This is a genomic window from uncultured Clostridium sp., assembly GCF_947036855.1.
In the GTDB taxonomy this organism is placed as follows: domain Bacteria; phylum Bacillota; class Clostridia; order Clostridiales; family Clostridiaceae; genus Sarcina.
Genome location: NZ_CAMQRY010000003.1, coordinates 34,942 through 59,029, shown reverse-complemented (window position 1 = coordinate 59,029; position 24,088 = coordinate 34,942). Strand labels below are relative to the sequence as shown.

The window sequence follows — 24,088 nt, the reverse complement described above, 5'->3', positions numbered from 1 at the left end:
TTTGTTTATTTTATAAGCAAAATATTTATACTGCTTATATATTAATGTTACTAGCAAAGCCTTTTTTAAAAAACTTTCATTATTTGCTTACTAAATATTTTTCTCTCCCAACTTTATATAAATCTTCCCCAGTAGAATCTATAGCTACAATTACAGGGAATTTCTTCACTTCTATTCTCCTTACTGCTTCAGCTCCTAAATCTTCATATGCTATAATCTTAGAACTTATTATACTTTTACTAATAAGTGCTCCAGCTCCTCCAATAGCAGCAAAATATATACACTTATTTCTAACCATAGCTTCTATAATATCTTTACTTCTACTCCCTTTACCAATCATACCTTTAAGACCTAAATCAAGCAAAATAGGAGTATATGAATCCATCCTATAACTTGTTGTTGGACCAGCAGACCCTATAACTTCGCCTTCTTTATTTGGAGTAGGTCCAACATAATAGATAGTCTGTCCTTTAATATCAAATGGCAACTCTTCTTTTTTATCTATACTCTCAACAATTCTTTTATGAGCTGCATCTCTACCTGTATACATAATTCCACTTAATAAAACACTCTCACCAATTTTTAATTCTCTAATATCCTCTTCTTTAAGAGGTAACATAATCTCTCTCATATTTAAAACCTCTCCTATAAAATAATTTCTTTATGTCTTGTAGAATGACAATTTATATTAACAGCAACAGGAAGTCCTGCTATATGAGTTGGAAAAGTTTCTATATTCACGCATAAAGCTGTTGTTTTCCCACCAAAACCTTGTGGTCCAATCCCAAGTTTATTTATTTTCTCAAGCATTTCTTCTTCAAGTTCTTTATAAAAAACATCAGAGTTTCTAACACTAAAATCTCTCATAAGAGCTTTTTTAGCAAGGTATGCGACCCTATCAAAATTCCCACCAATTCCAACTCCAACAACAATTGGAGGACAAGGGTTTCCACCTGCAAGTTCTATTGTTTCTAATATAAACTCTTTAACCCCTAAAACTCCATCAGATGGTTTTAACATTTTAATTCTGCTCATATTTTCAGACCCAAATCCTTTAGCTCCAAAAACTATCTTAACCTTATCACCATCAACTATTTTATAATCTATAATAGCTGGGGCATTATTCCTTGTATTAACCCTTCTAAGAGGGTCTTCTACTACTGATTTCCTAAGATAACCTTCTTCATAAGCCTTTATAACACCCATATTAATTGCCTCTTCTAAGCTACCACCAATAAAATGTACATCTTGCCCTATTTCTAAAAATAAACAAGCCATTCCAGTATCCTGACAAAGTGGCTTATTTTCACTTTCTGCAATTCTATAATTTTCTTCAATACTCTCTAAAATTTTTTTTGCTAAAACAGAAGTTTCTTTTTTTTTAGCAAAACTAATACTATCCTTTACATCCTTCGGTAAAAATACACTAGTCTCTAATGCAAGTTTTTTTACTGCATCTTCTATTTCCCTAACATTAACTTCTCTCATTTATAAACACCACCCTAAATAATCTAAAATAATTATATACCTTTTACCAATTACTGTTAACCATTCTTTTACTTTTATCATAATAAAAAATCATAGTATAACTTTCTCATACTATGATTTCATTACTTAATTTTCTACTCTATTTTTCATTTCATAAAAATTATCAACTGAAATTTTAAGAATATCAGCAAAATCTTTTTGGTAACTTTCATCTACAAGCAATACACATTCATCTGGATTAGATAAAAAACCACATTCTACAATAACAGAAGCCGCCTTAGATGGATTTCTAATAACCCTAAACTGTGTTCCTGCATCTTTAGGCATTCTTACATTGCTACTATCTAAACTCTCCTTAAAGCTTGCTTGCATCAAATCTGCAAGTGCTTTACTATCTGGACTATTTTGTGCATACCAAACTTGCATCCCTTTATACTTTGCTTCCGGAAATGTATTTTGATGAATACTTATAAAAATATCTGCATCCGTACTATTTTTAAGCTTAACTCTACTAGCTAAATCTTCCCTCTTCTTTTCCCTAATTGTTTTCCCCTCTGTATAAAGCCCCTTATCTTCATCTCTAGTCATATAAACCTTATAGCCCCCATCTTCTAAAACTTCTTTTAATTTTAATCCTATACTTAAATTAACATCCTTCTCAATAACTCCGCTACTTGATACAGCTCCACCATCAATCCCACCATGACCTGGATCTATTAGTATAACTTTCTCACTAGCATATGCTATCTTACTCATAAAAAATAGAAAACAAAAAACTCCTATTAAACTTAAAGTAATTTTTTTCTTCATAAAAACCTCCAATAAAATTATTTCATTTCTAGTATCTCCTTTTAAATCTAACTTTATTAAAAGAAAAAGGAGTGCTATTTAGCACTCCTTAAAATTACTTATTATTTTGAATAACACTATCCGCTATGTTTGTAGCATGATCTCCTATTCTTTCAAGATTACTTAAAAGATCCATGAATATCGCTCCCTCATATGCATTACACTTACCATCGTTAAGTCTTCCAATATGATTATATCTATATTCTTTTTGCTGTGAATCTATTCTGTGTTCTATATGGTATACAGCCTCAGCCTTTTGAATATCTCTCTCTTCGTAAGCCTTAATAGATGTTTCAAGTGCACTAATTGTGTCTGCATACATACTATCAAGTTCTTTAATTGCATCTGCTGAATAGTTAAGATTTTTAACACTTCTAAGAAGTGCAAGCTCTGCTATATTCTCAGCATGATCTCCAATCCTCTCAATATCAGTTACGATATGGAAAGTAGCTGCTACTATATTTCTCTCTCTATTTGATAAATCTCTTTTTGATAACTTAACTAAATATGATGTTATAGCTTCTTCTAAAACATTTATACTCTCTTCATTTTCATAAACCTTTTTAACTAACTTCTCATCTTTTCTATCAAAAGCTTCTTTACTAAGTTCTAAATTTTTTCTAGCTTTATTAGCCATTCTTATTGTTTCTTTAATAACTTGACCAGCTGCAATAACAGGTGTTTCAAGAATTTTATCATCAATAAACTTTGGTCCTACCCTTTCAATATCATCTTCACCTTTAATTAGCTTATTAACAAACTTAATTAGAAGTCCCATGAATGGGAAGATAATAATTGTTGCACCTATATTAAATATAGTATGTGCATTGGCGACTTGTCTAGCAACCATATCTGGGCTCATTTGTTGAACTACCTTACCAAGAATACTTATAAATGGTAAGAATATTAATGTTCCAACTACATTAAATAATAAATGTAAAATCGCTGCTTTTCTAGCATTGATTGTTGTACCTATACAAGCAAGTAATGCTGTTACACAAGTACCTATATTACATCCAAATAATATTGGAAGTGCTGCTTCGATATTAATTGCCCCTGCCGTAGCAAGAGAGATTAGTATTCCTGTTGTTGCTGATGAACTTTGTAAAACTGCTGTCATAGCAAGTCCAACTACAATTCCGATAAGAGTATTATCTCCAATAGCCATAACCATTTGCTCAAATACTGGTGAATTTGCAAGAGGCTTCATTGCCGCACTCATTGCTGACATTCCCATAAATAAAAGACCAAATCCTAAAATTATATTTCCAATTTCTTTTCTCTTCTTAGCTTTAGCTGCAATAACAACTATTGCTCCGATAGCTACAAACATTGGTGCATAATCTGTAAGCTTAAATGCTACAAGTTGAGCTGTAATAGTTGTCCCTATATTAGCTCCCATGATAACTCCTGCTGCCTGTATAAGATTCATAAGACCTGCATTAACAAATCCTACAACCATAACAGTAGTAGCTGATGAACTTTGAACTATAGCAGTAACCACAGCTCCAACTATAACTCCGATAAATCTATTTTTTGTAACTTTTTCAAGAATTCCCTTAAGTTTATCTCCTGCTGAATTCTCTAAACCTTCTCCCATTATCTTCATTCCATATAAGAAAAGACCAAGTCCCCCTAATAATTCAATTGCCGTAAAAAACACATCTTTCAAAGTTAAATCGCTCCTTCACTAATTTAATATTTATTAAAATTTTAATTATTCCCGTTCTCACAATTTTAATTTTAACCTATCCTCCCCCCTTTGTTAATAGCTTTTAAGACTTCTTAACCTAAACTTAAACTTCAACCCATTTTTTACCTATTATATTTTAAAATACATTTAATATTCTAAACATTTAATTAACAAACACTAAAAAACACCTATTAAAAAGAAAAATGAAAGAGATTAAATCATATAATTTAACCTCTTTCATTTACACTTTATTCACTTTTCTTAACACTAATCTAATTTTAATTATCAATTTCATAAAATTCATCAATTAAATTGTATATTTTTCAAAATATTATTTAACATCAATTTTTTTATTCTCCTAAATTCCACTCACTATAAAACATTTCTAAAAAACTCACCATAAAATTATGTCTTTCATTTGCTAAAATTTTAGCTGTATCAGTATTCATTAAATCCTTAAGTTTTAATAATTTCTCATAAAAATGATTAACAGTAGTATTCTTTTTCTTAACATCATCAAGTGATTTAAAATCCATAGCTTTAACCTCTGGGTCATATATCAGATTATTTTTATAACCACCATAAGTAAATGCTCTAGCAATCCCAATAGCACCTATTGAATCTAACCTATCAGCATCTTGAACTATCATGCCCTCTAGAGATGTTTGTGTTGAATCAACAACTCCACCTTTAAAAGAAAGAGTTTTAATTATATCTGTTATCTTAAATATATCATCATCTGAAACTTCTTGAGCTACTAAAAACTTTTCAATTCTGCTAGTATCTGTTTTATTCTCACTAGAAAATTTCCAATCATCTACATCATGAAGTAATGCTGTAATTTTAACTATAAACTCATCTGCCCCCTCTTCTCTTTCAAGAATGTAGCATGTGTTTTTATAAACTCTATCAATATGAAGCCAGTCATGTCCACTTCCTTCATCACAAAACTCACTCTTAATAAAATTAATAGTATTTTCTATAACTAAATCTTTATCCATAAAGCCACCTCTTTCATATATAATTATATATAAAAAAAAGAGAGGTATAAACCTCTCTCCATAAAATAGAAAATTATCTTTTTGAGAATTGTGATGATTTTCTAGCTTTCTTCTTACCGTATTTCTTTCTTTCAACCATTCTTGAGTCTCTAGTAACAAATCCAGCTTTCTTTAATTCAGCTCTTAAGTTCTCATCAGCTTTTAATAAAGCTCTTGTGATCCCGTGTCTGATAGCTCCAGCTTGACCTGTTGTTCCCCCACCGTGAACATTAACTAAAACGTCATATTTATCTTTAGTTTCTGTTAAAACTAATGGTTGGTTAACGATCATTCTTAAAGTTTCTAATCCAAAGTATGTTTGGATATCTCTTTTATTTATTGTAACATTACCTTCTCCAGGTACTAATCTTACTCTTGCAACTGATGTTTTTCTTCTACCAGTTCCCATGTATTGAACCTTTGCCATTTGAATTCCCTCCTTCTAATTTATACTAGTACTTTAACTCAAGTACTGATGGTTTTTGTGCTTCAAATCCGTGCTCTGAACCTTTAACTGTTTTAAGTTTTTTAAGCATTTGTCTTCCTAAAACTCCAGTAGGTAACATTCTTCTTACAGCTTCATCGAAAACGAACTCAGGTTTTTTAGCTAAAACAACTCTATAAGGTGTTTCTTTTAATCCACCAACGTATCCGCTGTGCTTTCTCATCATTTTTTGGTCTAATTTCTTACCAGTTAAAACAACCTTTTCAGTGTTTATAACGATAACGAAATCTCCACAGTCACAGTTAGGTGTGAATGTTGGTTTATGCTTTCCTCTTAATATTGAAGCAACCTGACTAGCTACTCTTCCTAGTGGCTTTCCAGCAGCGTCAACTACGTACCATGATCTTTCTACAGTTTGTGCATTAGCAATGTATGATTTCATGATTTATTCCCTCCTTAGATATTCAAAATTTATTTTCATTTTAATTTATTAGTTCTATGTATGTTAAAACTCTATGAGTTAGATACACAATCTTCTCTTACAAACAAATACCATTATAATACACGCATACGGGTGTGTCAACTTTTTTCTTTTAATTTAGCAAAAAACCTTTTCAAGACATAATCCCTTTGCTGGTGCACATTTACCTGCTTTTTTCCTATCCTTTGATAATATAATATTTGGTATTTCTTTTGGTTTAATTTTACTAGAACCCACATCTAGTAGTGTCCCAACTATTATCCTAGCCATATTATATAAAAAAGCATTTGCAGTGATATATACTTTGATAAACTCTCCTTCAACTTCTATATGTAAATCAGTAATCGTTCTAGTAGATGTCTTAACTGAACCACCTTGGCTTTTAAAAGCCTCAAAATCATGTTCACCATAAAAATACTGACAAGCTTCTTTCATTAGCTCAACATCAAGATATGGTACATGATGATATGAATAATTTCTTCCTATAGTCATAGGCTCTCTTCTTATACAGATACTATAACTATATGTTTTTCCTGTACTAAAATATCTTGAATGAAAATCCATACTAACCTCTTCTGACTCTAAAATAACCATATCCTTTGGAACTTTTGTATTAATAGCATCTCTAAATCTCTCACTTGGAATAGTTGAATTTGTTTTAAAATTGCAAATATATCCTCTTGCATGAACCCCTGAATCTGTTCTACTACTCCCAAACACTTCAATATCTTCACCAGTAAGCTTTGATATAGCCTTTTGTAAATCTTTTTGAACAGTTCTTTCAGTTGGTTGTATTTGCCACCCACAAAAATTTGTTCCATCATATTCAATCTTAAGCTTAATATTTCTCATATAAAATTCCCACCTAACTTATTTATTAATTATCCTATATTTATATCTTATAAAATAGCTCTTAAAATTCTAATTAATCTTTATTCTAAAATTATAACAAAATAAAAAGACTTTGATAAATCAATATGAAATATCAAAGCCTATTTTTTAACGTTAGCTTTATAATCTTTTTCAAGATTATAATAATTTTATATTATTCCTACTCTCATAAGAACTGTAAGTCCAATTAAAACAATAATAGAAGCATATCCAACTATATCTCTACCTGTATATTTTAATTTCTTCATCCTAGTTCTTCCCTCTCCACCTCTATAACATCTTGCTTCCATAGCCATAGCAAGTTCATCAGCTCTTCTAAAAGAACTAATAAATAATGGTACAAGTAAAGGGATTAAATTTTTAGCCCTTTTCATAATATTTCCTGATTCAAAATCAGCACCCCTAGCTTTTTGAGCTTTCATTATCTTATCAGTCTCATCAATAAGAGTTGGAATAAATCTTAATGCAATAGTCATCATCATAGCAAGCTCATGAGCTGGGAACTTAACTTTCTTTAACGGATTAAGTAAACTCTCAATACCATCTGTAAGCTCAATAGGAGATGTTGTAAGAGTTAATAGAGATGTTCCCATTATTAGTAGTATAAGTCTTAAAACCATCTTAATAGCCATTAAAATACCATTAGTATAAATTTCAAAGAACTTCCACTTCCAAACCAATTCACTAGGATTACCTTTAATCATAAAGACATTAAATAAGGAAGTAATTATAATAAGTATAAAAATGGGTTTAAGCCCATTATAAATAAACCTAAACGGTACTTTTGATATTATAATCGCAAGTGCTAAAAATACTATAGAAAAACCATATCCATAAATATGACCAACTAAAAATAAATTAATTACATATAAAATTGTAAGAAGTATCTTTGTTCTTGGATCAAGTTTATGAACAAATGATTTTCCTGGGATATATTGTCCGAGTGTAATATCCTTAAGCATCAATTTTCTCCTTTCTCTTCAAGATTTTTAAAAGTGCCTCTTTAGCATCTTCAATAGTAAATATATCATCTGATATATCAAAACCTTTATCTCTAAGTCTATTTATCATATAAGTAACCTGTGGTACACCAAGCCCTATCTTTTCAAGTATATCAATTTGCTTGAAAACTTCACTAACAGTTCCATCAAGTGCAATATCACCATTATTCATAACAATAACTCTAGATGCAATCCTTGCAACATCTTCCATACTATGACTAACTAAAATAATCGTCATATTATAATTAGCATGCAAAATCTTAATTTGTGCTAAAATATCATCTCTCCCCTTAGGATCAAGTCCTGCTGTAGGTTCATCAAGTATAAGAATCTTAGGCTCCATTGCTATAACTCCAGCAATAGCAACTCTTCTCTTTTGCCCACCTGACAACTCAAATGGAGATATATCTTTATACTCTTCATAATCTAAACCAACCATTTCCATGGACTTTTTAACTCTCTTAGTTATAGCATCTTGCTCAAGCCCCATATTTCTTGGTCCAAACTCAATATCTTTCTCAATAGTTTCTTCAAACAACTGATACTCTGGATACTGAAATACAAGTCCAACTTTCTTTCTTATATCACTAAGCTTAGTCTTCTTATCTGATAAATCTATACCATCAACAATTATCTTCCCCTCTGTTCCCTTTAACAGACCATTTAAATGTTGAATAAGTGTAGATTTACCAGAACCAGTATGCCCTATAAGTGCAACAAATTCCTCATCTTTTATTTCTAAATTAATATTATTAAGAGCCATCTTCTCAAATGGACTTTTAGGCATATAAACATGTTTTAAGTTTTCTATTTTAATCGACATAACTCATCCACCATTTCATCTATATTTAATATTTCATTAGAAATATCAATTCCTTCCCTTCTTAATTCATAAGCAAGTTCTGTAACTTGTGGTACATCAAGACCTATCGCCTTAATTTTTTCAACATTAGAGAATACCTCTCTAGGTGTTCCCTCAAGCTCAACATGCCCTTTATCCATAACTATAACTCTATCAGCCATAGCAGCTTCGTCCATATAGTGTGTTATAAGAATAATCGTTATATTTAAATTTTTATTTATATCTTTAATAGTTTCAAGAACCTCTTTTCTCCCTGATGGATCAAGCATAGCTGTTGGTTCATCTAAAATAATACATCTAGGCATCATTGCAAGAATCCCAGCTATAGCAATTCTTTGTTTCTGTCCTCCTGAAAGTAAATGAGGTGCATGTTTTCTATAATCATACATTCCAACTTTTTTTAAGCACTCATCAACACGCTTTCTAATTTCTAAAGGCTCTACCCCTAAATTTTCTGGACCAAAAGCAACATCTTCTTCAACAATAGTTGCAACTAGTTGATTATCTGGATTTTGAAAAACCATTCCAGCTTGACTTCTAATATCCCAAAGAAGACTATCATCTCGTGTATCCATATTATTAACAAGCATTTTACCACTAGTAGGTAGTAAAAGTGCATTCATATGCTTCGCAATAGTAGATTTACCTGATCCATTATGCCCTAAAACAACTAAAAACTCGCCTTTTTTAACATTTATATTAACATTATCTAAAGCTATCTTTTCTTCTTTTCCTTCTTCAACTTCATATTTAAAAGTTAAATCTTCAGAAATAACCATAAATTCCTCCATCTCTATACCTCCCACTTCATTATTATGTATTAATTTTTACATATAATAGGTTATTAATATCTGCTACCTAATATCTATATTTTCCTATTTATATATATATCCCAACTACTATTATATTTTAAACCTCGAAAATGAACAACTTTCCAAAATACAACATTTTGTTAAAATTATAAAAAAAAATATCTACTTATAAAATAATACTATTTGTAGTTTTATTTTGTAAATAGATATAATCTATATATTATTAAATTTTATAAATAGCATTTGTCTAATAACCATAATCTCATCAGATAATAATCCTACACTATAGTTACATAAGTATACTCTTATACTTAACTCGTACTATTCCCTTTAACTTAAAGGTTTTTTATTTTTTATGAAAAAGGGATTAAGCGTAACACTTAATCCCTGAAGCAAAATTATACTAATTCAAGTATAACTGTTTCTGCTCCGTCTCCTCTTCTAGGACCAATTTTGTACATTCTAGTGTATCCACCGTTTCTCTCACTGTACTTTGGAGCTATGTTATCGAATAAATCTTTAACAACTGTTTCTTCTGTTACAAATGCTAAAACTTGTCTTCTAGCGTGAAGATCACCTCTTTTACCAAGAGTAATCATTTTTTCTGCTAATCTTTTAGTTTCTTTTGCTCTAGTTACAGTAGTCTCAATCTTTCCATGCTTTAAGAAACTTGTTACAAGGTTTCTTAACATTGCTCTTCTCTGGTCAGTAGGACGACCTAACTTACGATATCCTGCCATTGCTCTACCTCCTAACTATTCGTCATTAACTTTTAAATTTAACCCTAGCTCGATAAGCTTTTTCTCAACTTCTTCAAGTGATTTCTTACCAAGATTTCTAACTTTCATCATATCATCCATGCTCTTAGCTGCAAGCTCTTGAACTGTATTGATACCTGCTCTTTTTAAACAGTTATATGATCTAACTGATAAATCAAGCTCTTCGATAGTCATTTCTAGTGCTTTTTCTTTTTTATCTTCTTCTTTTTCTATCATGATTTCAACGTCATTTGTGTTATCAGTTAAAGTCATAAATAATTTGAAGTGCTCGATAAGAATTTTTGCTGATAAAGATATAGCTTCTTCTATTTTAATAGTTCCATTAGTCCATATTTCAAGTGTAAGCTTATCATAATCTGTGATTTGCCCAACTCTAGTATTTTCTATTGAAAAGTTTACTCTCTTAACAGGAGTATAAATAGAATCTATAGCTATAGCTGATAATGGAAGATCTTCAGTTTTGTTTTTGTTTTGAGTAACATAACCTCTACCTCTATTAACAGTTATTTCCATATATAACTTTCCATCTTCATCTAATGTAGCAATTTTTAAGTCCTTATTGATAACTTCTACATCACCATCTGTAGTTATATCTGCTCCAGTAACCACTCCTGGTCCTTTTGCATCTATATAGATAGTTTTTGGTCCTTCACCTTCCATAGTCAATGCTAATGTTTTAAGGTTTAATATTATTTCAGTAACATCTTCCTTAACTCCAATAACAGTTGAAAACTCATGAAGAACTGAGTCTATTTTAACAGAAGTTGGCGCAACACCTGGTAAAGAAGAAAGTAATATTCTTCTTAATGCATTCCCAAGAGTAGTTCCATATCCTCTTTCAAGTGGTTCTATGGTAAATCTACCATATGTTCCATTATCATTTGACTCTATACATTGAATAACTGGCTTTTCGATTTCTAACATTCGCAAACCCTCCTTAATATTAAAATGGCAACCTTATTCTGAGGGCAACTGATCCATCTTAAAAAGTCATTCCTTTAAGATTAATTACTATTTGCATGTATAACTCACATTATACCTTCACTGTATAGCACCTTTTCTAAAGAAATTATATATACTCCATAAAGTTTACACTATATAGATACATATACATAATTATAATCACATATAAAATATGAAATTAAATTACACTCTTCTTCTTTTTGGTGGTCTACAACCATTATGAGGAATTGGAGTTACATCTTTAATTAAAGTAACTTCTAATCCAGCTGCTTGTAAGCTTCTTATAGCCGCTTCTCTACCAGCTCCTGGTCCTTTAACATAAACTTCGATACTTTTTAAACCGTGTTCCATAGCTGCTTCTGCTGCTTTTTCAGCGGCCATTTGAGCTGCGAAAGGAGTACTTTTTCTTGAACCTCTAAATCCAAGACCACCAGCACTTGCCCATGCTAATGCATTTCCTCTTTCGTCAGTTAAAGTAACTATTGAGTTGTTGAATGTTGATTGTATGTGCGCTGCACCAAATTCAACGTTTTTTCTGTCTCTTTTTCTTCTAGTTTTTTTAACTTTTTGAGCCATTGCGTCTTACCTCCTTAATTATTTCTTCTTGTTAGCCATAGTCTTCTTAGGACCTTTTCTTGTTCTAGCGTTAGTCTTAGTTTTTTGTCCTCTTACTGGAAGACCTCTTCTATGTCTAACACCTCTGTATGATCCTATTTCGATTAGTCTTTTAATGTTTAATTTGATCTCTCTTCTAAGGTCACCCTCAACTGTAAAGTTCTCATTTACGTATGTTCTTATTTCATTAACTTGATCTTCTGTAAGATCTTTAATTCTAACGTCACAACTAATTCCTAATTCCTTAAGTACTTTTTGTGAAGTAGATAATCCCACACCGTATATATAAGTTAAACCTATCTCAACTCTTTTTTCTTTTGGTAGGTCAACACCTGCTATTCTTGCCATTAATTACACCTCCTGATTTTGAAATATTGATTTTTCAATCATTAATTTCCTCAAAATATATTAACTAATTTTTAGGCTATTAAATTTATATATATCACTAAATTTAAATTTCTTAACAGAACGCCTATATAATCATATTTTAGTTTTTAGAAAAAGTCAATATCTATTAGCTTATCTATAACTTAAATATTCTTAAGGTTAAATTTATTAGCCTTGCTTTTGCTTGTGCTTTGGATTTTCACAGATTACCATTACTCTTCCTTTTCTTCTTATAACCTTGCACTTTTCGCAAATAGGCTTAACTGATGGTCTTACTTTCATCGGTAACCCTCCTTATTTTGCTCTCCAAGTTATTCTACCTCTACTTAAATCGTATGGTGAAAGTTCTAAAGTAACTGTATCACCTGGTAGAATTCTTATAAAGTTCATTCTTAATTTCCCAGAAATATGAGCATTTATTTCCTGCCCACTCTCTAATTTAACTCTAAATGTTGCATTTGGTAATGATTCTAAAACCGTACCTTGCATTTCTATTACATCTTCTTTTGACATAAGGTAATCAAACCTCCTTGACAGTGCCATTAAGCATATCAATTATTATAAAAAATATATATTAATTTGTGAAAGAATTGATTGCTCTCCATCAATCACAATAATAAGTTCAAATATTTAATCTACCTATTGGCCATAAATTTAATTATATTTGTATATTATAAAAGTATAAACTTTTTTTACTTACTATACAACCACTCTGCCAATTAAGTTATGCAGCTTTCACCGTAATAACTACCAAGTCATAAATTTTACAAACTCATAACTAAGTATAAGAGCCTTAATCTACTCAACTAACGTAAGTATTTCTGGTCCATCTGGTAAAATTGCAATGGTGTTTTCATAATGTGCTGCTAATGTTCCATCAGCAGTAACTACTGTCCACCCATCACTTAATGTTTTAACATTGTGTTTACCAATATTAAGCATTGGTTCAATAGCTAAGACCATTCCTTTTACAAGTAATGGGCCTTTGCCAGGCTTTCCAAAGTTAGGCACATTAGGATCTTCATGAACATTTCTGCCGATACCATGACCAACAAAATCTCTTACAACTGAAAACCCTTGAGCTTCAGCGTATTTCTGAATTTCACTAGATATGTCTGACAATCTATTTCCTAACTTAGCTTTTTCTATACCTTTGAAAAAACTTTTTTTAGTAACTTCTATAAGTTTTCTAGCTTCTTCATTAACATTTCCTACTGGAAATGTTCTTGCTGCATCTCCATGAAAACCATCGATAAATGCACCACAATCAACGGAAACTATATCTCCATCTTTAAGAGTATAATTTCCAGGTATACCGTGAACCACTGTAGTATTTACAGATATACAAACTGAAGCTGGGAAGCCATATAATCCTTTAAAGGATGGCTTAGCTCCTTGCTTAGTTATAAATTCTTCAGCAATCCTATTCAACTCTGCAGTTGTAATACCTGGTTTGATATTTCTTTCAAGCAGGTTCAAAGTTTCACCAACTATTTTACCTGCTTTTCTCATAAGAGAAATTTCTAAATCATTCTTAATTAAAATCATTAGTTATTGCTCCCTAAGATCATACAAATATCTTCAAATACCTTATTAATTGCTTTTGTTCCATCAACTTTTGAAAGTTGTTCTCTTCCAGTATAGAATTTTATAAGTGGTAGTGTCTGTGCTTCATATACTGAAAGTCTATCATTGACTATTTCAACAGTGTCATCCTTTCTTTGCATTACATCACTTCCACATAAATCACACTTACCATCTATACTTGATGGATTAAACTTCACATGATAGCTAGCTCCACATGAAGTACATACTCTTCTTCCTGTCATTCTCTCAAGTATGAAACTTGAAGGAACTTCTATTAAAAGAGCTGTATCTATTTTTTCTCCTCTAGTTGCTAGGAACTCCTCTAAAGCAATTGCTTGCTCAACAGTTCTTGGAAAACCATCTAATAAATATCCATTCTTACAATCATCAAAAGTTAATCTATCCTTAACCATGTTAATTGTTACTTCATCAGGAACTAAATGACCTTTATCCATGTAGCTCTTAGCTTCAATACCTAAAGGTGTATTCTCAGAAATATTCTTTCTAAAAATATCTCCTGTTGAAATATGAGGAATTTCATATTTATTACTAATTGATTTTGCCTGTGTTCCCTTACCAGCTCCTGGAGGACCTAATAAAATCATTTTCACTGGCATTCATCTCCATAATCTTTCTTATTTAAGAAATCCTTTATAATGTCTCATTGTTAACTGTGTTTCTAACTGTCTCATCATCTCTAATGCAACAGAAACTAAAATTAATAATGATGTCCCTCCAAACTCAACTCCTTTGAAGTTTGTGTAATTTGCAACTAAAACTGGTGAAACAGCTATTATAGCAGCAATTACTCCCCCGAAGAAAGCCATTCTGTTTAAAAGTTTTTCAAGGTAAATAGCTGTTTCCTTACCAGGTCTGATACCAGGAATAAATCCTGATGACTTGTGCATATTCTCAGCCATCTCCTCAGGTTTAAAGGTTATTTGAGTATAAAACCATGTGAAGAATATTGTTAATACTGCATAACATATAGGATATAAAACACCCTCATAGTTAAACGGACTAAAAGCATTACTAGTAATCCAATCAGCAAAACTATTACCTTTGAAAAATCCTGCTATAGTTCCAGGGAATCCCATAACTGACATAGCAAAAATAATTGCTATTACAGTAGATCCAATAATACTTAAAGGAATATGAGTATTTTGTCCCTTGTAAACTTTATTTCCTACAGACTTCCCAGCATAATGCACAGGAATTCTTCGTTCTCCTAATGACAGTATAATAACCGCACAAATCAGTACTAGACTTGCTACTACAAATAATGCTACTTCTACTATCCCAACTTCTCCAACTTTTGATAAACTGAAAATTTGGGCTCCTGTCTTAGGTAAACCAGAAATAATATTAGCAAATATTATTAATGATACACCGTTACCTAGTCCTTTTACTGTAATTTGATCTCCAAGCCACATAAGGAATGTAGAACCAACTACTAAAGAAACTATGATAAGCAGTACACTCGTTAGGTTATTTTTATCTAACGCACCACTTCTTACTATTAATAAATAAGTTCCAACAGACATAACAATTCCTATAAATATAGAAGCATATCTAGTGATGTTTTGGATTTTCTTACGTCCATCCTCACCTTCCTTAGACATTTGTTCAAGCTGTGGAATAGCAATTGTTAACAATTGCATTATGATTGATGCATTAATATAAGGTACCACTCCAAGTGCAAAAATACTAAATCTTGCTAGAGATCCACCTGATATAAGGTTATAAAAACTAAGCATTCCTTCTGAGTTCACCATTTTTTGTAAATGCGCTGTATCTATTCCAGGAACAGGAATATGACTTCCCATCCTGAAGATTACAACTAAGAATACCGTCCATAGAATTTTCATTCTAAGATCTGGAACTTTCCAGGCATTACGTAGGGTTGATAGCATACTAGTTCACCTCAACTTCTCCTCCAAATGCAACAACTTTTTCAGCTGCTTGCTTTGAGAACTTGCAACCTTTAACTGTTAATTTCTTTTCAACGTTTCCGTTTGCAAGAATTTTAACGCCATCCATTATTTTACTTACTACTCTTCTTTCAAGTAATAATTCTGGAGTAACAACTGTACCATCTTCAAAGATGTTAAGTCTATCAACGTTTATTACAGCAAAGTGCTTTGTGAATGGGTTAGTGAATCCTCTTTTAGGAATTCTTCTGTATAATGGCATTTGACCACCTTCAAAACCTGGTCTAACTCCACCACCTGATCTAGAATTTTGACCCTTTTCACCTTTTCCGGCATTTCTACCTGTACCTGAACCTGTACCTCTTCCTAATCTCTTAGGTGCTTTTGTACTTCCAGCTGCTGGTTTTAACTCATGAAGTTTCATAGTTAACTACACCTCCTCTTATATATTAATTATTATATTTCTTCAACTTTAATCATGTAGTTGATTTTAAAAATCATACCTTTGATTTGAGGTGTTCCCTCATGTTGAACTGATTTTCCTATTGTCTTAAGGCCAAGGGCATTCGCTGTCGCAATATGGCTTTTCTTTCTACCTATTAGACTTTTAACTAAAGTAATCTTTAACATGCTATTCCCTCCTTAACCTAATATTTCCTCAACAGATTTTCCTCTTAATGCAGCGATATCCTCAACTGTTCTTAAGCTAGCTAATCCTGCTATTGTTGCTTTAACCATGTTTCTTGGGTTGTTTGAACCTAATGATTTAGCTCTAACATCTGTAATTCCAGCTAATTCAAGTACTGCTCTAGCAGGACCTCCAGCAAGAACTCCAGTACCTTCTGAAGCTGGCATAATTAATACGTTACTTTTGCTGAATATTCCTGACACTCTGTGAGGAACTGTTCCATCAACTATAGCAACACTTACTAAGTTTTTCTTAGCATCTTCTATTCCTTTTCTTATTGCTTCAGGTATTTCTATTGACTTACCAGTACCAACACCGATATGTCCATTTTCATCTCCAACAACAACTAATGCGCTGAATCTGAAGTTTCTTCCACCTTTAACAACCTTAGTAACTCTTCCAATATTTACAACTTTTTCTTTAAGTTCTAATGTACTAGGATCAATTCTCATTACGTTTTCCCTCCTTATTCCTAGAATTTAAGACCTGCTTCTCTAGCTCCTTGTGCTAAAGCTTCAACTCTTCCATGATATACATATCCACCTCTGTCAAATACAACATCAGTAATATTTTTATCTAATGCTTTTTTAGCAATCATTTCACCAACTACTTTAGCAGCTTCTTTATTGCTTCCAACTTTTTCAAAGTCTTTTTCAACTGTTGATGCTGACACTAATGTTACAGCATTAACGTCATCTATGATTTGAGCATATATGTTTCTTTCACTTCTATATACAGCAAGTCTAGGTCTATCTTGAGTTCCTGATATCTTACCACGAACTCTTAAGTGACGCTTAGCTCTAGATTCTTTTCTATTAGCTTTTTTGAACATAAGATTCACTCCTTTCTAATTATTTACCTGTTTTACCTTCTTTTCTTCTTATAACTTCACCAGCGTACTTAATTCCTTTACCTTTGTAAGGTTCAGGTTTTCTCCACTTTCTGATACTAGCAGCAAATGCTCCTACCTTCTGTTTATCGCATCCTGAAATTATTAATTTTGTAGGTCCGTCTACTTTTACACTAACGCCTTCTACAACTTCTATTTCTACTGGATGTGAGAATCCTAAGCTCATTACAAGTTTCTTTCCTTGTAATTGTGCCTTATATCCAACTCCGTTTAACTCTAATGTTTTAGAGAATTCTTCGTTTACTCCAATAACCATATTGTTTATTAAAGATCTTACTAATCCATGTAATGATCTGTGAGTTTTATTCTCACTAGGTCTTGTAACAATTACTTGGTTATTTTCAATAGCTATTATCATGTCTGCATGCATAGCTTGAGTTAGTTCACCTTTAGGACCTTTTACTGTAACAATATTTTCTGGTGTTACAGTAACAGTTACTCCAGCAGGTATAGCTACAGGTAATCTTCCAATTCTTGACATACTCGCCACCTCCTGTGATATTTTAATCCGTAAATTAATTCATTGCTTCAATCTATATATATTAAGAATAGTGTAAAGTTTTTATATTACCAAACGTAACAAATAACTTCTCCACCTAATCCTGATGTTCTTGCTTCTTTATCAGAAACTAATCCTTTAGAAGTTGATACTAGAGCTATTCCTAATCCGTTTAAAACCTTAGGAACCTCATCTTTCTTGCAGTACACTCTTAATCCTGGCTTAGATATTCTCTTTAAACCAGTGATAACCTTTTGGTTATCTGAACCGTACTTAAGTGATATTCTAAGCATTGGAACTACACCATCGTTGTATTCCTCAATGCCTTTTAAGTATCCTTCTTCTAATAATATAGTAACGATAGCCTTCTTCACTGTTGATGAAGGAACCTCTACTACTTGATGTTTAACAGCATTTGCATTTCTTATACGAGTAAGTAAATCTGCGATAGGATCTGTCATAACCATTTTTTTCCGCCTCCTTTCGTTTTTACGCTATTACCAACTTGCCTTTCTACAACCAGGAATTTCACCTTTATAAGCTAATTCTCTGAAGCAGATACGACAAATTCCAAATTTCTTTAATACAGAATGTGGTCTTCCACATAGTCTACATCTTGTGTAAGCTCTTGTTTTGTACTTAGGTTCTTTGTTCCACTTTTCGATAATTGCTTTACGAGCCATGTAAAACCCTCCTTATTATTGAGCGAATGGCATACCAAGGAATCTTAATAATTCTCTTGCTTCTTCGTCTGTGTTAGCAGTTGTTACGAAGATAATATCCATTCCTCTTATTTTATCTATTTTATCATATTCTATTTCTGGGAATATTAATTGCTCTTTAATTCCCATTGAGTAGTTTCCTCTTCCGTCAAATGACTTACTTGAAACTCCTCTAAAATCTCTAACTCTTGGAAGAGCTATTGTCATTAATTTCTCAGCGAAATCATACATTTTAACTTTTCTTAAAGTTACTTTACATCCTAAAGGCATTTTTTCTCTTATTTTAAAGTTAGCAACTGATTTCTTAGCTCTTGTTAAGATTGGCTTCTGTCCAGCTATTAAAGTCATATCTGAAACAGCAGTTTCTAAGACTTTAGCATTATCTTTAGCTTCTCCTACACCCATATTAATTATTATTTTTTCAAGCTTTGGAACTTCCATGATATTCTTATATCCGAACTTCTCCATCATTGCTTGAACTACTTCTTTTTCATATCTTTCTTGTAGTCTTGGCATCATGTAAAGTACCTCCTTTCAATTTTTCTTAGAATGTTTCTCCACATTTTTTGCATACTCTTACTTTTGCACCATCTTCTAATATGTTGTGGCTTATTCTAGTAGCTTTTTTACATTTTTCACAGTAAAGCATAACGTTTGAACTGTTAATACCAGCTTCAAACTCTATGATTCCACCCTGCATGTTTTCTCTATTAGGTTTTTGGTGTTTTTTAACAACGTTAACGTCCTTAACAGTAACAGTTCCTTTTTTAGGGTTTACTGCAAGAACTTCACCTATTTTACCTTTATCTTTTCCAGCTAAAACTAAAACTTTATCTTGTTTTCTAACATGTATTTTCATCTTTAGACACCTCCTAATCCTTTAATTATAGAACTTCTGGTGCTAATGATAAAATCTTGTTAAACTCTTTATCTCTTAGCTCCCTAGCAACAGGTCCAAATATACGTGTTCCTTTTGGTTGCTTATCATCCTTGATTATTACTGCTGCATTCTCATCAAATTTGATGTATGAACCATCAGCTCTTCTCATTCCTCTAACTGTTCTTACTATAACAGCTTTAACAACTTCACCTTTTTTAACTACTCCACCAGGTGTTGCTGTTTTAACACTAGCTACTATTACATCACCAATGTTTCCATATTTTCTTTTAGATCCACCTAAAACTCTTATACACATAATTTCTTTTGCGCCTGAGTTATCAGCTACTTTTAATCTAGTTTGTACTTGTATCATGAAATTACCCTCCTTTCAGACTTAAGACCTATTTAGCCTTTTCTGCAATTTCTACTAGTCTCCATCTCTTATCTTTTGATAATGGTCTAGTTTCCATCATTACAACTTTGTCTCCAATATTCGCTTCATTTTTTTCATCATGAGCTTTGAACTTAGTTGTTTTATTAACAGTTTTTCCGTACAATGGATGTCTTACCTTTGTAGCAACCGCAACAACGATAGTTTTATCCATCTTATCTGAAACAACTGTACCTACTCTTTTCTTTCTTAAACTTCTTTCCATGGTAGTTGTTACCTCCTTTTAGGAATTACTATTGAACCTTAAGCTCTTCTTCTCTAATAATAGTTTTAATCTGAGCTATTGATTTTTTTACTTCTTTTATTCTCATTGGGTTCTCTAACTGACCTGTTGCTAATTGGAATCTTAAGTTGAATAATTCAGCTTTAAGATCATTTAACTTAACTTTTAAGTCTTGAGAATCATTTGTTCTTATTTCTTTTATCTCTCTAGCTTTCATTATTCTTCACCACCCATTTCCTCAAAATCTCTTCTTGTAACGAACTTAGTCTTTACAGGAAGTTTGTGTGAAGCAAGTCTCATAGCTTCTCTAGCTACTTCTTCAGCTACACCTGATATTTCAAATAATACTCTACCTGGTTTAACTACTGCTACCCAGTATTCAACTGAACCTTTACCTTTACCCATTCTAGTTTCAGCTGGTGTTGCTGTTACTGGCTTATCTGGGAATATTTTTATCCAAAGCTTTCCGCCTCTTCTTACATATCTATTGATTGCTATTCTCGCAGATTCAATTTGGTTACTAGTGATCCAACCACAAGTTTTAGCTTGGATACCGAAATCTCCATAAGCTAAGAAGTTTCCTCTTGTAGCTTTACCCTTCATTCTACCACGTTGCACCTTACGATGTTTAACTCTTTTAGGCATTAACATGACTGTCGTCCTCCTTTCGTATTCCAGAAACTATGCGTTAGCTTTTTCTGCTTTTTCTACTTTTTTAGTTGGAAGAATTTCTCCATTATAAACCCAAACTTTAACTCCGATTTTACCGTATGTTGTATTTGCTTCTGCAAATCCATAATGTATATCAGCTCTTAATGTTTGTAATGGAATTGTTCCTTCGTGGTACTGCTCTGTTCTAGCTATTTCAGCTCCGCCTAATCTACCTGAACAAGCTGTTTTAACACCTTTAACTCTTAATCTCATAGCTCTTTGAATTGATTGTTTCATTGCTCTTCTGAATGAAATTCTCTTTTCTAGTTGTAAAGCTATGTTTTCAGCCATTAATTGTGCATCAGTATCAGCGTTTCTAACTTCAACAATGTTTAATAAAACATTCTTTTGTGAAACTAACGCAGCTACTTTTTTCTTAAGAGCTTCGATTCCTGATCCACCTTTTCCTATAACTACTCCTGGTTTAGCAGTATATATATTTAATTTAAGTCTTTTTGCAGCTCTTTCAATTTCAATTTTAGAAATTCCAGCTGTGTAAAGTTCTTTCTTAACGAATGTTCTTATTGCTTGATCTTCAACAATGTTATCTGCAAAATTTTTCTTATCTGCATACCACTTTGAATCCCAACCATGAATTATACCAACTCTTAGTCCGTGAGGATTTACTTTTTGACCCACTCTTATTCCCTCCTTCTTTGATTAAGCCTCTTTAACTATTACAGTTATGTGACTTGTTCTTTTTAATATTCTGAATGCTCTTCCTTGTGCATGAGGTCTGAATCTCTTTAATGTTGGTCCTTGACCTACAAAAGCTTCAGATACAATAAGGTTAGCTCTATCTAACTCATTATTATGCTCAGCATTCGCGATTGCTGACTTAAGTACTTTTTCAATTACTCTAGCCGCTTCTCTTGGAGTGTATTTTAATATAGCCGCAGCTTCATCAACATTTTTTCCTCTAATTAATCCAAGAACAACTCCTACTTTCATTGGAGACATTCTTACATACTTAGCTATAGCTCTAGCTTCCATTTAAGGTTCCTCCTTTCTAGGTGTAACTATTTTCTCTTTGATGTTTTTTCTGTATTAACATGACCTCTATAAGTTCTTGTTAGTACGAATTCACCTAATTTGTGTCCAACCATATCTTCACTAATGTAAACAGGCACGTGCTTTCTTCCATCATGAACAGCTATTGTGTGTCCTATCATTTGTGGGAATACAGTTGAGCTTCTTGACCAAGTTTTGATAACTTTTTTCTCACCAGCTTGGTTCATATCTTCTATTTTCTTTAAAAGACCTGCTTTAATAAAAGGTCCTTTTTTAGTTGATCTACTCACTAGAATTGCCTCCCTTCATATCATTATTTTTAAGCGATTCTCATTTGAAGAGAACTGAAATAGTTCAAATTATTTATCGTTTCTTCTCTTAATGATAAACTTATCTGAATATTTTTTGTTCTTTCTAGTCTTGTATCCAAGTGCTGGTTTACCCCAAGGAGTAACTGGACTTGGTCTACCTATTGGACTCTTACCTTCTCCTCCACCATGTGGGTGATCGCAAGGGTTCATTACTGATCCTCTGACTGTAGGTCTGAATCCCATGTGTCTTTTTCTACCAGCTTTACCGATATTAATAATATCATGTGTAGTGTTTGAAACTGTTCCAATAGTAGCTCTACACTCTATTCTAACATATCTCATTTCACCTGATGGTAATCTTAAAGTAGCATAGTTTCCTTCTTTAGCCATTAATTGAGCTGAAGTACCTGCTGATCTTACTAATTGTCCACCCTTACCAGCTTGAAGCTCGATATTGTGTACAGTTGTACCAACTGGCATATCTTTTAATTTCATAGCATTTCCAGATTTAATATCTGAACCTTCTCCTGAAACTAATACATCACCAACTTTTAATCCTAGAGGAGCAAGTATGTATCTCTTTTCTCCATCTGCATATACAACTAATGATATATAAGCTGATCTCATTGGATCGTATTCTATTGTAGCAACTTTTGCTGGAATACCATCTTTATTTCTTTTGAAATCTATTATTCTGTATTTTCTTTTAGCTCCACCACCACGATGTCTTACAGTTATTTTACCTTGAGAGTTTCTTCCAGCTTTTCTCTTCATTGAAACAAGAAGTGATTTTTCTGGTGTAGATGTTGTTAACTCTTCAAAAGTGGCAACTGTCATCTGTCTTCTAGATGGTGTAATGGGATTAAACTTTTTAACTGCCATTGTAATACCTCCCTATTTATTCCTTCTCTGGCCTCAGCCACTACCGGTTTTTAAATTATTGCATTCCTTCGAAGAATTCGATAGTACCTTCTGATAAAGTAACTATTGCTTTCTTAAATCCTGCTCTTTTTCCGATGTGAACGCCAACTCTTTTAGTTTTTCCATCATACTTCATTGTTTTAACATCAGCAACTTTAACATTGTTGAATATTTCTTCAATAGCATTTTTTACTTGAACCTTGTTAGCTGAAACATGAACAGTAAATGTATATTTACCCTCTGCCATAGCAGCCATACTTTTTTCAGTTATAACAGGCTTTCTTATTATATCATGGCTTGTTAATTTCATTATGCGTACACCTCCTCAATTTTATTTATAACTTCTTTAGTCATCATAACTTTTCCGTATTTTAATAAATCGTATACGTTAATGTTGTTTAATGGAAGTACTGCTACACCCTCAACATTTCTGAATGATTTATATACATTTTCGTTTGACTCTAAAGTAATTACTAATGTCTTTTTAGCTTCGAAAGCTTTTAAAACACTTAAAGCTTCTTTAGTTTTAGGTGCATTGAACTCTAAGTTGTCTAAAACAACTAATTTTTCATCTACAACTAAACTTGATAAAGCTGATCTCATAGCTACTAATCTCATACTCTTAGGTACTGATTGTCTGTAACTTCTAGGTTTTGGCGCGAATACTATTCCTCCACCAGCCCATTGAGGTGATCTTATTGAACCCTGTCTAGCTCTACCAGTTCCTTTTTGTTTCCAAGGTTTGATTCCTCCACCTCTTACTTCAGATCTAGTTTTAGCTGATTGAGTTCCTTGTCTCTTATTAGCTAATAAAGCAACTACTACTTGATGTAATACATCTCCATTAACTTCTGCTCCGAATACTACTTCGTTTAATTGAATATCTTCAATTTTTTGTCCTTCTTTGTTAAATAATCCTAATGTAGGCATTTTGTTT

Annotated in this window: 39 protein-coding genes; all 39 read right to left on the bottom strand. The window is 32.2% G+C overall.

Annotated elements, in window-relative coordinates; translation table 11 throughout:
• Window positions 1–79: 79 nt before the first annotated feature.
• Window positions 80–631 carry a Fe-S-containing hydro-lyase gene (locus Q0V15_RS01350; protein WP_297435239.1) on the bottom strand — a complete coding sequence of 184 codons (552 nt, stop codon included), beginning with the start codon at window positions 629–631 and terminating at the stop codon, window positions 80–82.
• Between the two features lie 14 nt (window positions 632–645).
• Window positions 646–1,488, bottom strand: coding sequence for a fumarate hydratase (locus Q0V15_RS01345; RefSeq protein ID WP_297435237.1), 843 nt, complete (start codon window positions 1,486–1,488; stop codon window positions 646–648).
• A gap of 126 nt (window positions 1,489–1,614) precedes the next feature.
• Complete coding sequence (gene cwlD / locus Q0V15_RS01340; RefSeq protein WP_297435235.1) at window positions 1,615–2,298, bottom strand: N-acetylmuramoyl-L-alanine amidase CwlD; 684 nt, start codon at window positions 2,296–2,298, stop codon at window positions 1,615–1,617.
• Between the two features lie 94 nt (window positions 2,299–2,392).
• Window positions 2,393–4,009: a Na/Pi cotransporter family protein gene (locus Q0V15_RS01335; protein WP_297435234.1), complete on the bottom strand. Its 1,617-nt coding sequence runs from the start codon at window positions 4,007–4,009 to the stop codon at window positions 2,393–2,395.
• Window positions 4,010–4,380: 371 nt separating this feature from the next.
• A complete protein-coding gene (locus Q0V15_RS01330; RefSeq protein ID WP_297435232.1) occupies window positions 4,381–5,031 on the bottom strand; it encodes an HD domain-containing protein in 651 nt (216 codons plus the stop codon).
• Between the two features lie 73 nt (window positions 5,032–5,104).
• Window positions 5,105–5,497, bottom strand: coding sequence for a 30S ribosomal protein S9 (gene rpsI, locus Q0V15_RS01325; RefSeq protein ID WP_297435230.1), 393 nt, complete (start codon window positions 5,495–5,497; stop codon window positions 5,105–5,107).
• 25 nt (window positions 5,498–5,522) lie between these two features.
• On the bottom strand, window positions 5,523–5,957 hold the full coding sequence (rplM, locus tag Q0V15_RS01320) for a 50S ribosomal protein L13 (RefSeq protein WP_297435229.1): 435 nt from the start codon (window positions 5,955–5,957) through the stop codon (window positions 5,523–5,525).
• A gap of 156 nt (window positions 5,958–6,113) precedes the next feature.
• The gene (truA, locus tag Q0V15_RS01315; protein WP_297435227.1) at window positions 6,114–6,848 is read right to left on the bottom strand and encodes a tRNA pseudouridine(38-40) synthase TruA; all 735 of its coding nucleotides are present in this window, start codon (window positions 6,846–6,848) and stop codon (window positions 6,114–6,116) included.
• A gap of 188 nt (window positions 6,849–7,036) precedes the next feature.
• A complete protein-coding gene (locus tag Q0V15_RS01310; RefSeq protein ID WP_297435225.1) occupies window positions 7,037–7,849 on the bottom strand; it encodes an energy-coupling factor transporter transmembrane protein EcfT in 813 nt (270 codons plus the stop codon).
• The gene (locus Q0V15_RS01305; RefSeq protein WP_297435223.1) at window positions 7,842–8,711 is read right to left on the bottom strand and encodes an energy-coupling factor transporter ATPase; all 870 of its coding nucleotides are present in this window, start codon (window positions 8,709–8,711) and stop codon (window positions 7,842–7,844) included. The genes Q0V15_RS01310 and Q0V15_RS01305 overlap by 8 nt, the downstream gene beginning before the upstream one ends.
• Entirely contained in the window at window positions 8,696–9,541 is an 846-nt protein-coding gene (locus Q0V15_RS01300; protein WP_297435221.1) for an energy-coupling factor transporter ATPase, read from the bottom strand. The genes Q0V15_RS01305 and Q0V15_RS01300 overlap by 16 nt, the downstream gene beginning before the upstream one ends.
• A 419-nt stretch (window positions 9,542–9,960) precedes the next feature.
• Window positions 9,961–10,302 carry a 50S ribosomal protein L17 gene (gene rplQ / locus Q0V15_RS01295; protein ID WP_297435219.1) on the bottom strand — a complete coding sequence of 114 codons (342 nt, stop codon included), beginning with the start codon at window positions 10,300–10,302 and terminating at the stop codon, window positions 9,961–9,963.
• 15 nt (window positions 10,303–10,317) lie between these two features.
• Window positions 10,318–11,265: a DNA-directed RNA polymerase subunit alpha gene (locus Q0V15_RS01290; protein WP_297435217.1), complete on the bottom strand. Its 948-nt coding sequence runs from the start codon at window positions 11,263–11,265 to the stop codon at window positions 10,318–10,320.
• A gap of 222 nt (window positions 11,266–11,487) precedes the next feature.
• The gene (gene rpsK / locus Q0V15_RS01285; protein ID WP_297435214.1) at window positions 11,488–11,880 is read right to left on the bottom strand and encodes a 30S ribosomal protein S11; all 393 of its coding nucleotides are present in this window, start codon (window positions 11,878–11,880) and stop codon (window positions 11,488–11,490) included.
• A gap of 18 nt (window positions 11,881–11,898) precedes the next feature.
• Window positions 11,899–12,267 carry a 30S ribosomal protein S13 gene (rpsM, locus tag Q0V15_RS01280; RefSeq protein ID WP_297435212.1) on the bottom strand — a complete coding sequence of 123 codons (369 nt, stop codon included), beginning with the start codon at window positions 12,265–12,267 and terminating at the stop codon, window positions 11,899–11,901.
• A gap of 207 nt (window positions 12,268–12,474) precedes the next feature.
• Entirely contained in the window at window positions 12,475–12,588 is a 114-nt protein-coding gene (gene rpmJ / locus Q0V15_RS01275; protein WP_039312872.1) for a 50S ribosomal protein L36, read from the bottom strand.
• Window positions 12,589–12,600: 12 nt separating this feature from the next.
• On the bottom strand, window positions 12,601–12,819 hold the full coding sequence (gene infA / locus Q0V15_RS01270) for a translation initiation factor IF-1 (RefSeq protein WP_297435205.1): 219 nt from the start codon (window positions 12,817–12,819) through the stop codon (window positions 12,601–12,603).
• Between the two features lie 285 nt (window positions 12,820–13,104).
• Window positions 13,105–13,854, bottom strand: a complete 750-nt coding sequence (map, locus tag Q0V15_RS01265) for a type I methionyl aminopeptidase (RefSeq protein ID WP_297435203.1) — start codon at window positions 13,852–13,854, stop codon at window positions 13,105–13,107.
• Entirely contained in the window at window positions 13,854–14,504 is a 651-nt protein-coding gene (locus tag Q0V15_RS01260; protein WP_297435201.1) for an adenylate kinase, read from the bottom strand. The genes map and Q0V15_RS01260 overlap by 1 nt, the downstream gene beginning before the upstream one ends.
• 24 nt (window positions 14,505–14,528) lie before the next feature.
• Window positions 14,529–15,806 (bottom strand): preprotein translocase subunit SecY, encoded by a 1,278-nt coding sequence (secY, locus tag Q0V15_RS01255; protein WP_297435199.1) that lies wholly within the window; start codon window positions 15,804–15,806, stop codon window positions 14,529–14,531.
• 1 nt (window position 15,807) lies between these two features.
• The gene (rplO, locus tag Q0V15_RS01250) at window positions 15,808–16,248 is read right to left on the bottom strand and encodes a 50S ribosomal protein L15 (protein WP_297435197.1); all 441 of its coding nucleotides are present in this window, start codon (window positions 16,246–16,248) and stop codon (window positions 15,808–15,810) included.
• Between the two features lie 32 nt (window positions 16,249–16,280).
• Complete coding sequence (rpmD, locus tag Q0V15_RS01245; RefSeq protein ID WP_297435195.1) at window positions 16,281–16,454, bottom strand: 50S ribosomal protein L30; 174 nt, start codon at window positions 16,452–16,454, stop codon at window positions 16,281–16,283.
• A gap of 12 nt (window positions 16,455–16,466) precedes the next feature.
• On the bottom strand, window positions 16,467–16,964 hold the full coding sequence (gene rpsE, locus Q0V15_RS01240) for a 30S ribosomal protein S5 (protein WP_297435193.1): 498 nt from the start codon (window positions 16,962–16,964) through the stop codon (window positions 16,467–16,469).
• 20 nt (window positions 16,965–16,984) lie between these two features.
• Complete coding sequence (rplR, locus tag Q0V15_RS01235; protein WP_297435191.1) at window positions 16,985–17,344, bottom strand: 50S ribosomal protein L18; 360 nt, start codon at window positions 17,342–17,344, stop codon at window positions 16,985–16,987.
• Window positions 17,345–17,363: 19 nt separating this feature from the next.
• Entirely contained in the window at window positions 17,364–17,903 is a 540-nt protein-coding gene (gene rplF / locus Q0V15_RS01230) for a 50S ribosomal protein L6 (RefSeq protein WP_297435189.1), read from the bottom strand.
• An 86-nt stretch (window positions 17,904–17,989) separates the two neighbouring features.
• A complete protein-coding gene (gene rpsH / locus Q0V15_RS01225; RefSeq protein WP_297435187.1) occupies window positions 17,990–18,388 on the bottom strand; it encodes a 30S ribosomal protein S8 in 399 nt (132 codons plus the stop codon).
• 30 nt (window positions 18,389–18,418) lie between these two features.
• The gene (locus Q0V15_RS01220; protein WP_297435185.1) at window positions 18,419–18,604 is read right to left on the bottom strand and encodes a type Z 30S ribosomal protein S14; all 186 of its coding nucleotides are present in this window, start codon (window positions 18,602–18,604) and stop codon (window positions 18,419–18,421) included.
• Window positions 18,605–18,619: 15 nt separating this feature from the next.
• Window positions 18,620–19,159: a 50S ribosomal protein L5 gene (rplE, locus tag Q0V15_RS01215; protein ID WP_297435252.1), complete on the bottom strand. Its 540-nt coding sequence runs from the start codon at window positions 19,157–19,159 to the stop codon at window positions 18,620–18,622.
• Between the two features lie 28 nt (window positions 19,160–19,187).
• Window positions 19,188–19,502 (bottom strand): 50S ribosomal protein L24, encoded by a 315-nt coding sequence (rplX, locus tag Q0V15_RS01210; RefSeq protein ID WP_297435183.1) that lies wholly within the window; start codon window positions 19,500–19,502, stop codon window positions 19,188–19,190.
• Window positions 19,503–19,527: 25 nt separating this feature from the next.
• Window positions 19,528–19,896 (bottom strand): 50S ribosomal protein L14, encoded by a 369-nt coding sequence (rplN, locus tag Q0V15_RS01205; RefSeq protein WP_297435181.1) that lies wholly within the window; start codon window positions 19,894–19,896, stop codon window positions 19,528–19,530.
• A gap of 28 nt (window positions 19,897–19,924) precedes the next feature.
• Window positions 19,925–20,179 (bottom strand): 30S ribosomal protein S17, encoded by a 255-nt coding sequence (gene rpsQ / locus Q0V15_RS01200; RefSeq protein WP_297435179.1) that lies wholly within the window; start codon window positions 20,177–20,179, stop codon window positions 19,925–19,927.
• 28 nt (window positions 20,180–20,207) lie between these two features.
• A complete protein-coding gene (gene rpmC / locus Q0V15_RS01195) occupies window positions 20,208–20,414 on the bottom strand; it encodes a 50S ribosomal protein L29 (protein ID WP_297435177.1) in 207 nt (68 codons plus the stop codon).
• Entirely contained in the window at window positions 20,414–20,848 is a 435-nt protein-coding gene (gene rplP / locus Q0V15_RS01190) for a 50S ribosomal protein L16 (protein WP_297435175.1), read from the bottom strand. The genes rpmC and rplP overlap by 1 nt, the downstream gene beginning before the upstream one ends.
• A 30-nt stretch (window positions 20,849–20,878) precedes the next feature.
• Complete coding sequence (rpsC, locus tag Q0V15_RS01185) at window positions 20,879–21,547, bottom strand: 30S ribosomal protein S3 (RefSeq protein ID WP_297435173.1); 669 nt, start codon at window positions 21,545–21,547, stop codon at window positions 20,879–20,881.
• A 21-nt stretch (window positions 21,548–21,568) separates the two neighbouring features.
• Window positions 21,569–21,901: a 50S ribosomal protein L22 gene (gene rplV, locus Q0V15_RS01180; protein ID WP_297435171.1), complete on the bottom strand. Its 333-nt coding sequence runs from the start codon at window positions 21,899–21,901 to the stop codon at window positions 21,569–21,571.
• 26 nt (window positions 21,902–21,927) lie between these two features.
• Entirely contained in the window at window positions 21,928–22,209 is a 282-nt protein-coding gene (gene rpsS, locus Q0V15_RS01175; protein ID WP_297435169.1) for a 30S ribosomal protein S19, read from the bottom strand.
• A 69-nt stretch (window positions 22,210–22,278) separates the two neighbouring features.
• The gene (gene rplB, locus Q0V15_RS01170; RefSeq protein ID WP_297435167.1) at window positions 22,279–23,112 is read right to left on the bottom strand and encodes a 50S ribosomal protein L2; all 834 of its coding nucleotides are present in this window, start codon (window positions 23,110–23,112) and stop codon (window positions 22,279–22,281) included.
• A gap of 55 nt (window positions 23,113–23,167) precedes the next feature.
• Entirely contained in the window at window positions 23,168–23,461 is a 294-nt protein-coding gene (gene rplW, locus Q0V15_RS01165) for a 50S ribosomal protein L23 (RefSeq protein WP_297435165.1), read from the bottom strand.
• Window positions 23,461–24,081 (bottom strand): 50S ribosomal protein L4, encoded by a 621-nt coding sequence (rplD, locus tag Q0V15_RS01160; protein ID WP_297435163.1) that lies wholly within the window; start codon window positions 24,079–24,081, stop codon window positions 23,461–23,463. Before rplD ends, rplW begins: the two co-directional genes overlap by 1 nt.
• Window positions 24,082–24,088 lie beyond the last annotated feature (7 nt).

What these genes read in the sequence shown, in the direction of transcription:
- Q0V15_RS01220 (WP_297435185.1), bottom strand. Translation starts at nt 18,604, where the DNA reads ATGGCTCGTAAAGCAATTATCGAAAAGTGGAACAAAGAACCTAAGTAC.
- rpmD (WP_297435195.1), bottom strand. Translation starts at nt 16,454, where the DNA reads ATGTTAAAGATTACTTTAGTTAAAAGTCTAATAGGTAGAAAGAAAAGC.
- rpsI (WP_297435230.1), bottom strand. Translation starts at nt 5,497, where the DNA reads ATGGCAAAGGTTCAATACATGGGAACTGGTAGAAGAAAAACATCAGTT.
- rplW (WP_297435165.1), bottom strand. Translation starts at nt 23,461, where the DNA reads ATGAAATTAACAAGCCATGATATAATAAGAAAGCCTGTTATAACTGAA.
- Q0V15_RS01330 (WP_297435232.1), bottom strand. Translation starts at nt 5,031, where the DNA reads ATGGATAAAGATTTAGTTATAGAAAATACTATTAATTTTATTAAGAGT.
- rplM (WP_297435229.1), bottom strand. Translation starts at nt 5,957, where the DNA reads ATGAAATCATACATTGCTAATGCACAAACTGTAGAAAGATCATGGTAC.
- rplO (WP_297435197.1), bottom strand. Translation starts at nt 16,248, where the DNA reads ATGAAACTTCATGAGTTAAAACCAGCAGCTGGAAGTACAAAAGCACCT.
- cwlD (WP_297435235.1), bottom strand. Translation starts at nt 2,298, where the DNA reads ATGAAGAAAAAAATTACTTTAAGTTTAATAGGAGTTTTTTGTTTTCTA.
- rplV (WP_297435171.1), bottom strand. Translation starts at nt 21,901, where the DNA reads ATGGAAGCTAGAGCTATAGCTAAGTATGTAAGAATGTCTCCAATGAAA.
- rplE (WP_297435252.1), bottom strand. Translation starts at nt 19,159, where the DNA reads ATGCCAAGACTACAAGAAAGATATGAAAAAGAAGTAGTTCAAGCAATG.
- Q0V15_RS01310 (WP_297435225.1), bottom strand. Translation starts at nt 7,849, where the DNA reads ATGCTTAAGGATATTACACTCGGACAATATATCCCAGGAAAATCATTT.
- rpsE (WP_297435193.1), bottom strand. Translation starts at nt 16,964, where the DNA reads ATGAGAATTGATCCTAGTACATTAGAACTTAAAGAAAAAGTTGTAAAT.
- rpsQ (WP_297435179.1), bottom strand. Translation starts at nt 20,179, where the DNA reads ATGGAAAGAAGTTTAAGAAAGAAAAGAGTAGGTACAGTTGTTTCAGAT.
- truA (WP_297435227.1), bottom strand. Translation starts at nt 6,848, where the DNA reads ATGAGAAATATTAAGCTTAAGATTGAATATGATGGAACAAATTTTTGT.
- rplF (WP_297435189.1), bottom strand. Translation starts at nt 17,903, where the DNA reads ATGTCAAGAATTGGAAGATTACCTGTAGCTATACCTGCTGGAGTAACT.
- rpsM (WP_297435212.1), bottom strand. Translation starts at nt 12,267, where the DNA reads ATGGCAAGAATAGCAGGTGTTGACCTACCAAAAGAAAAAAGAGTTGAG.
- rplX (WP_297435183.1), bottom strand. Translation starts at nt 19,502, where the DNA reads ATGAAAATACATGTTAGAAAACAAGATAAAGTTTTAGTTTTAGCTGGA.
- infA (WP_297435205.1), bottom strand. Translation starts at nt 12,819, where the DNA reads ATGTCAAAAGAAGATGTAATAGAAATGCAAGGTACGGTTTTAGAATCA.
- rpsH (WP_297435187.1), bottom strand. Translation starts at nt 18,388, where the DNA reads ATGGTTATGACAGATCCTATCGCAGATTTACTTACTCGTATAAGAAAT.
- map (WP_297435203.1), bottom strand. Translation starts at nt 13,854, where the DNA reads ATGATTTTAATTAAGAATGATTTAGAAATTTCTCTTATGAGAAAAGCA.
- rpsK (WP_297435214.1), bottom strand. Translation starts at nt 11,880, where the DNA reads ATGGCTCAAAAAGTTAAAAAAACTAGAAGAAAAAGAGACAGAAAAAAC.
- rplP (WP_297435175.1), bottom strand. Translation starts at nt 20,848, where the DNA reads ATGTTAATGCCTAAAAGAGTTAAACATCGTAAGGTGCAACGTGGTAGA.
- rplR (WP_297435191.1), bottom strand. Translation starts at nt 17,344, where the DNA reads ATGTTCAAAAAAGCTAATAGAAAAGAATCTAGAGCTAAGCGTCACTTA.
- secY (WP_297435199.1), bottom strand. Translation starts at nt 15,806, where the DNA reads ATGCTATCAACCCTACGTAATGCCTGGAAAGTTCCAGATCTTAGAATG.
- Q0V15_RS01350 (WP_297435239.1), bottom strand. Translation starts at nt 631, where the DNA reads ATGAGAGAGATTATGTTACCTCTTAAAGAAGAGGATATTAGAGAATTA.
- Q0V15_RS01305 (WP_297435223.1), bottom strand. Translation starts at nt 8,711, where the DNA reads ATGTCGATTAAAATAGAAAACTTAAAACATGTTTATATGCCTAAAAGT.
- rplD (WP_297435163.1), bottom strand. Translation starts at nt 24,081, where the DNA reads ATGCCTACATTAGGATTATTTAACAAAGAAGGACAAAAAATTGAAGAT.
- rpmJ (WP_039312872.1), bottom strand. Translation starts at nt 12,588, where the DNA reads ATGAAAGTAAGACCATCAGTTAAGCCTATTTGCGAAAAGTGCAAGGTT.
- Q0V15_RS01345 (WP_297435237.1), bottom strand. Translation starts at nt 1,488, where the DNA reads ATGAGAGAAGTTAATGTTAGGGAAATAGAAGATGCAGTAAAAAAACTT.
- rplQ (WP_297435219.1), bottom strand. Translation starts at nt 10,302, where the DNA reads ATGGCAGGATATCGTAAGTTAGGTCGTCCTACTGACCAGAGAAGAGCA.
- rpmC (WP_297435177.1), bottom strand. Translation starts at nt 20,414, where the DNA reads ATGAAAGCTAGAGAGATAAAAGAAATAAGAACAAATGATTCTCAAGAC.
- rplB (WP_297435167.1), bottom strand. Translation starts at nt 23,112, where the DNA reads ATGGCAGTTAAAAAGTTTAATCCCATTACACCATCTAGAAGACAGATG.
- Q0V15_RS01290 (WP_297435217.1), bottom strand. Translation starts at nt 11,265, where the DNA reads ATGTTAGAAATCGAAAAGCCAGTTATTCAATGTATAGAGTCAAATGAT.
- Q0V15_RS01300 (WP_297435221.1), bottom strand. Translation starts at nt 9,541, where the DNA reads ATGGAGGAATTTATGGTTATTTCTGAAGATTTAACTTTTAAATATGAA.
- rplN (WP_297435181.1), bottom strand. Translation starts at nt 19,896, where the DNA reads ATGATACAAGTACAAACTAGATTAAAAGTAGCTGATAACTCAGGCGCA.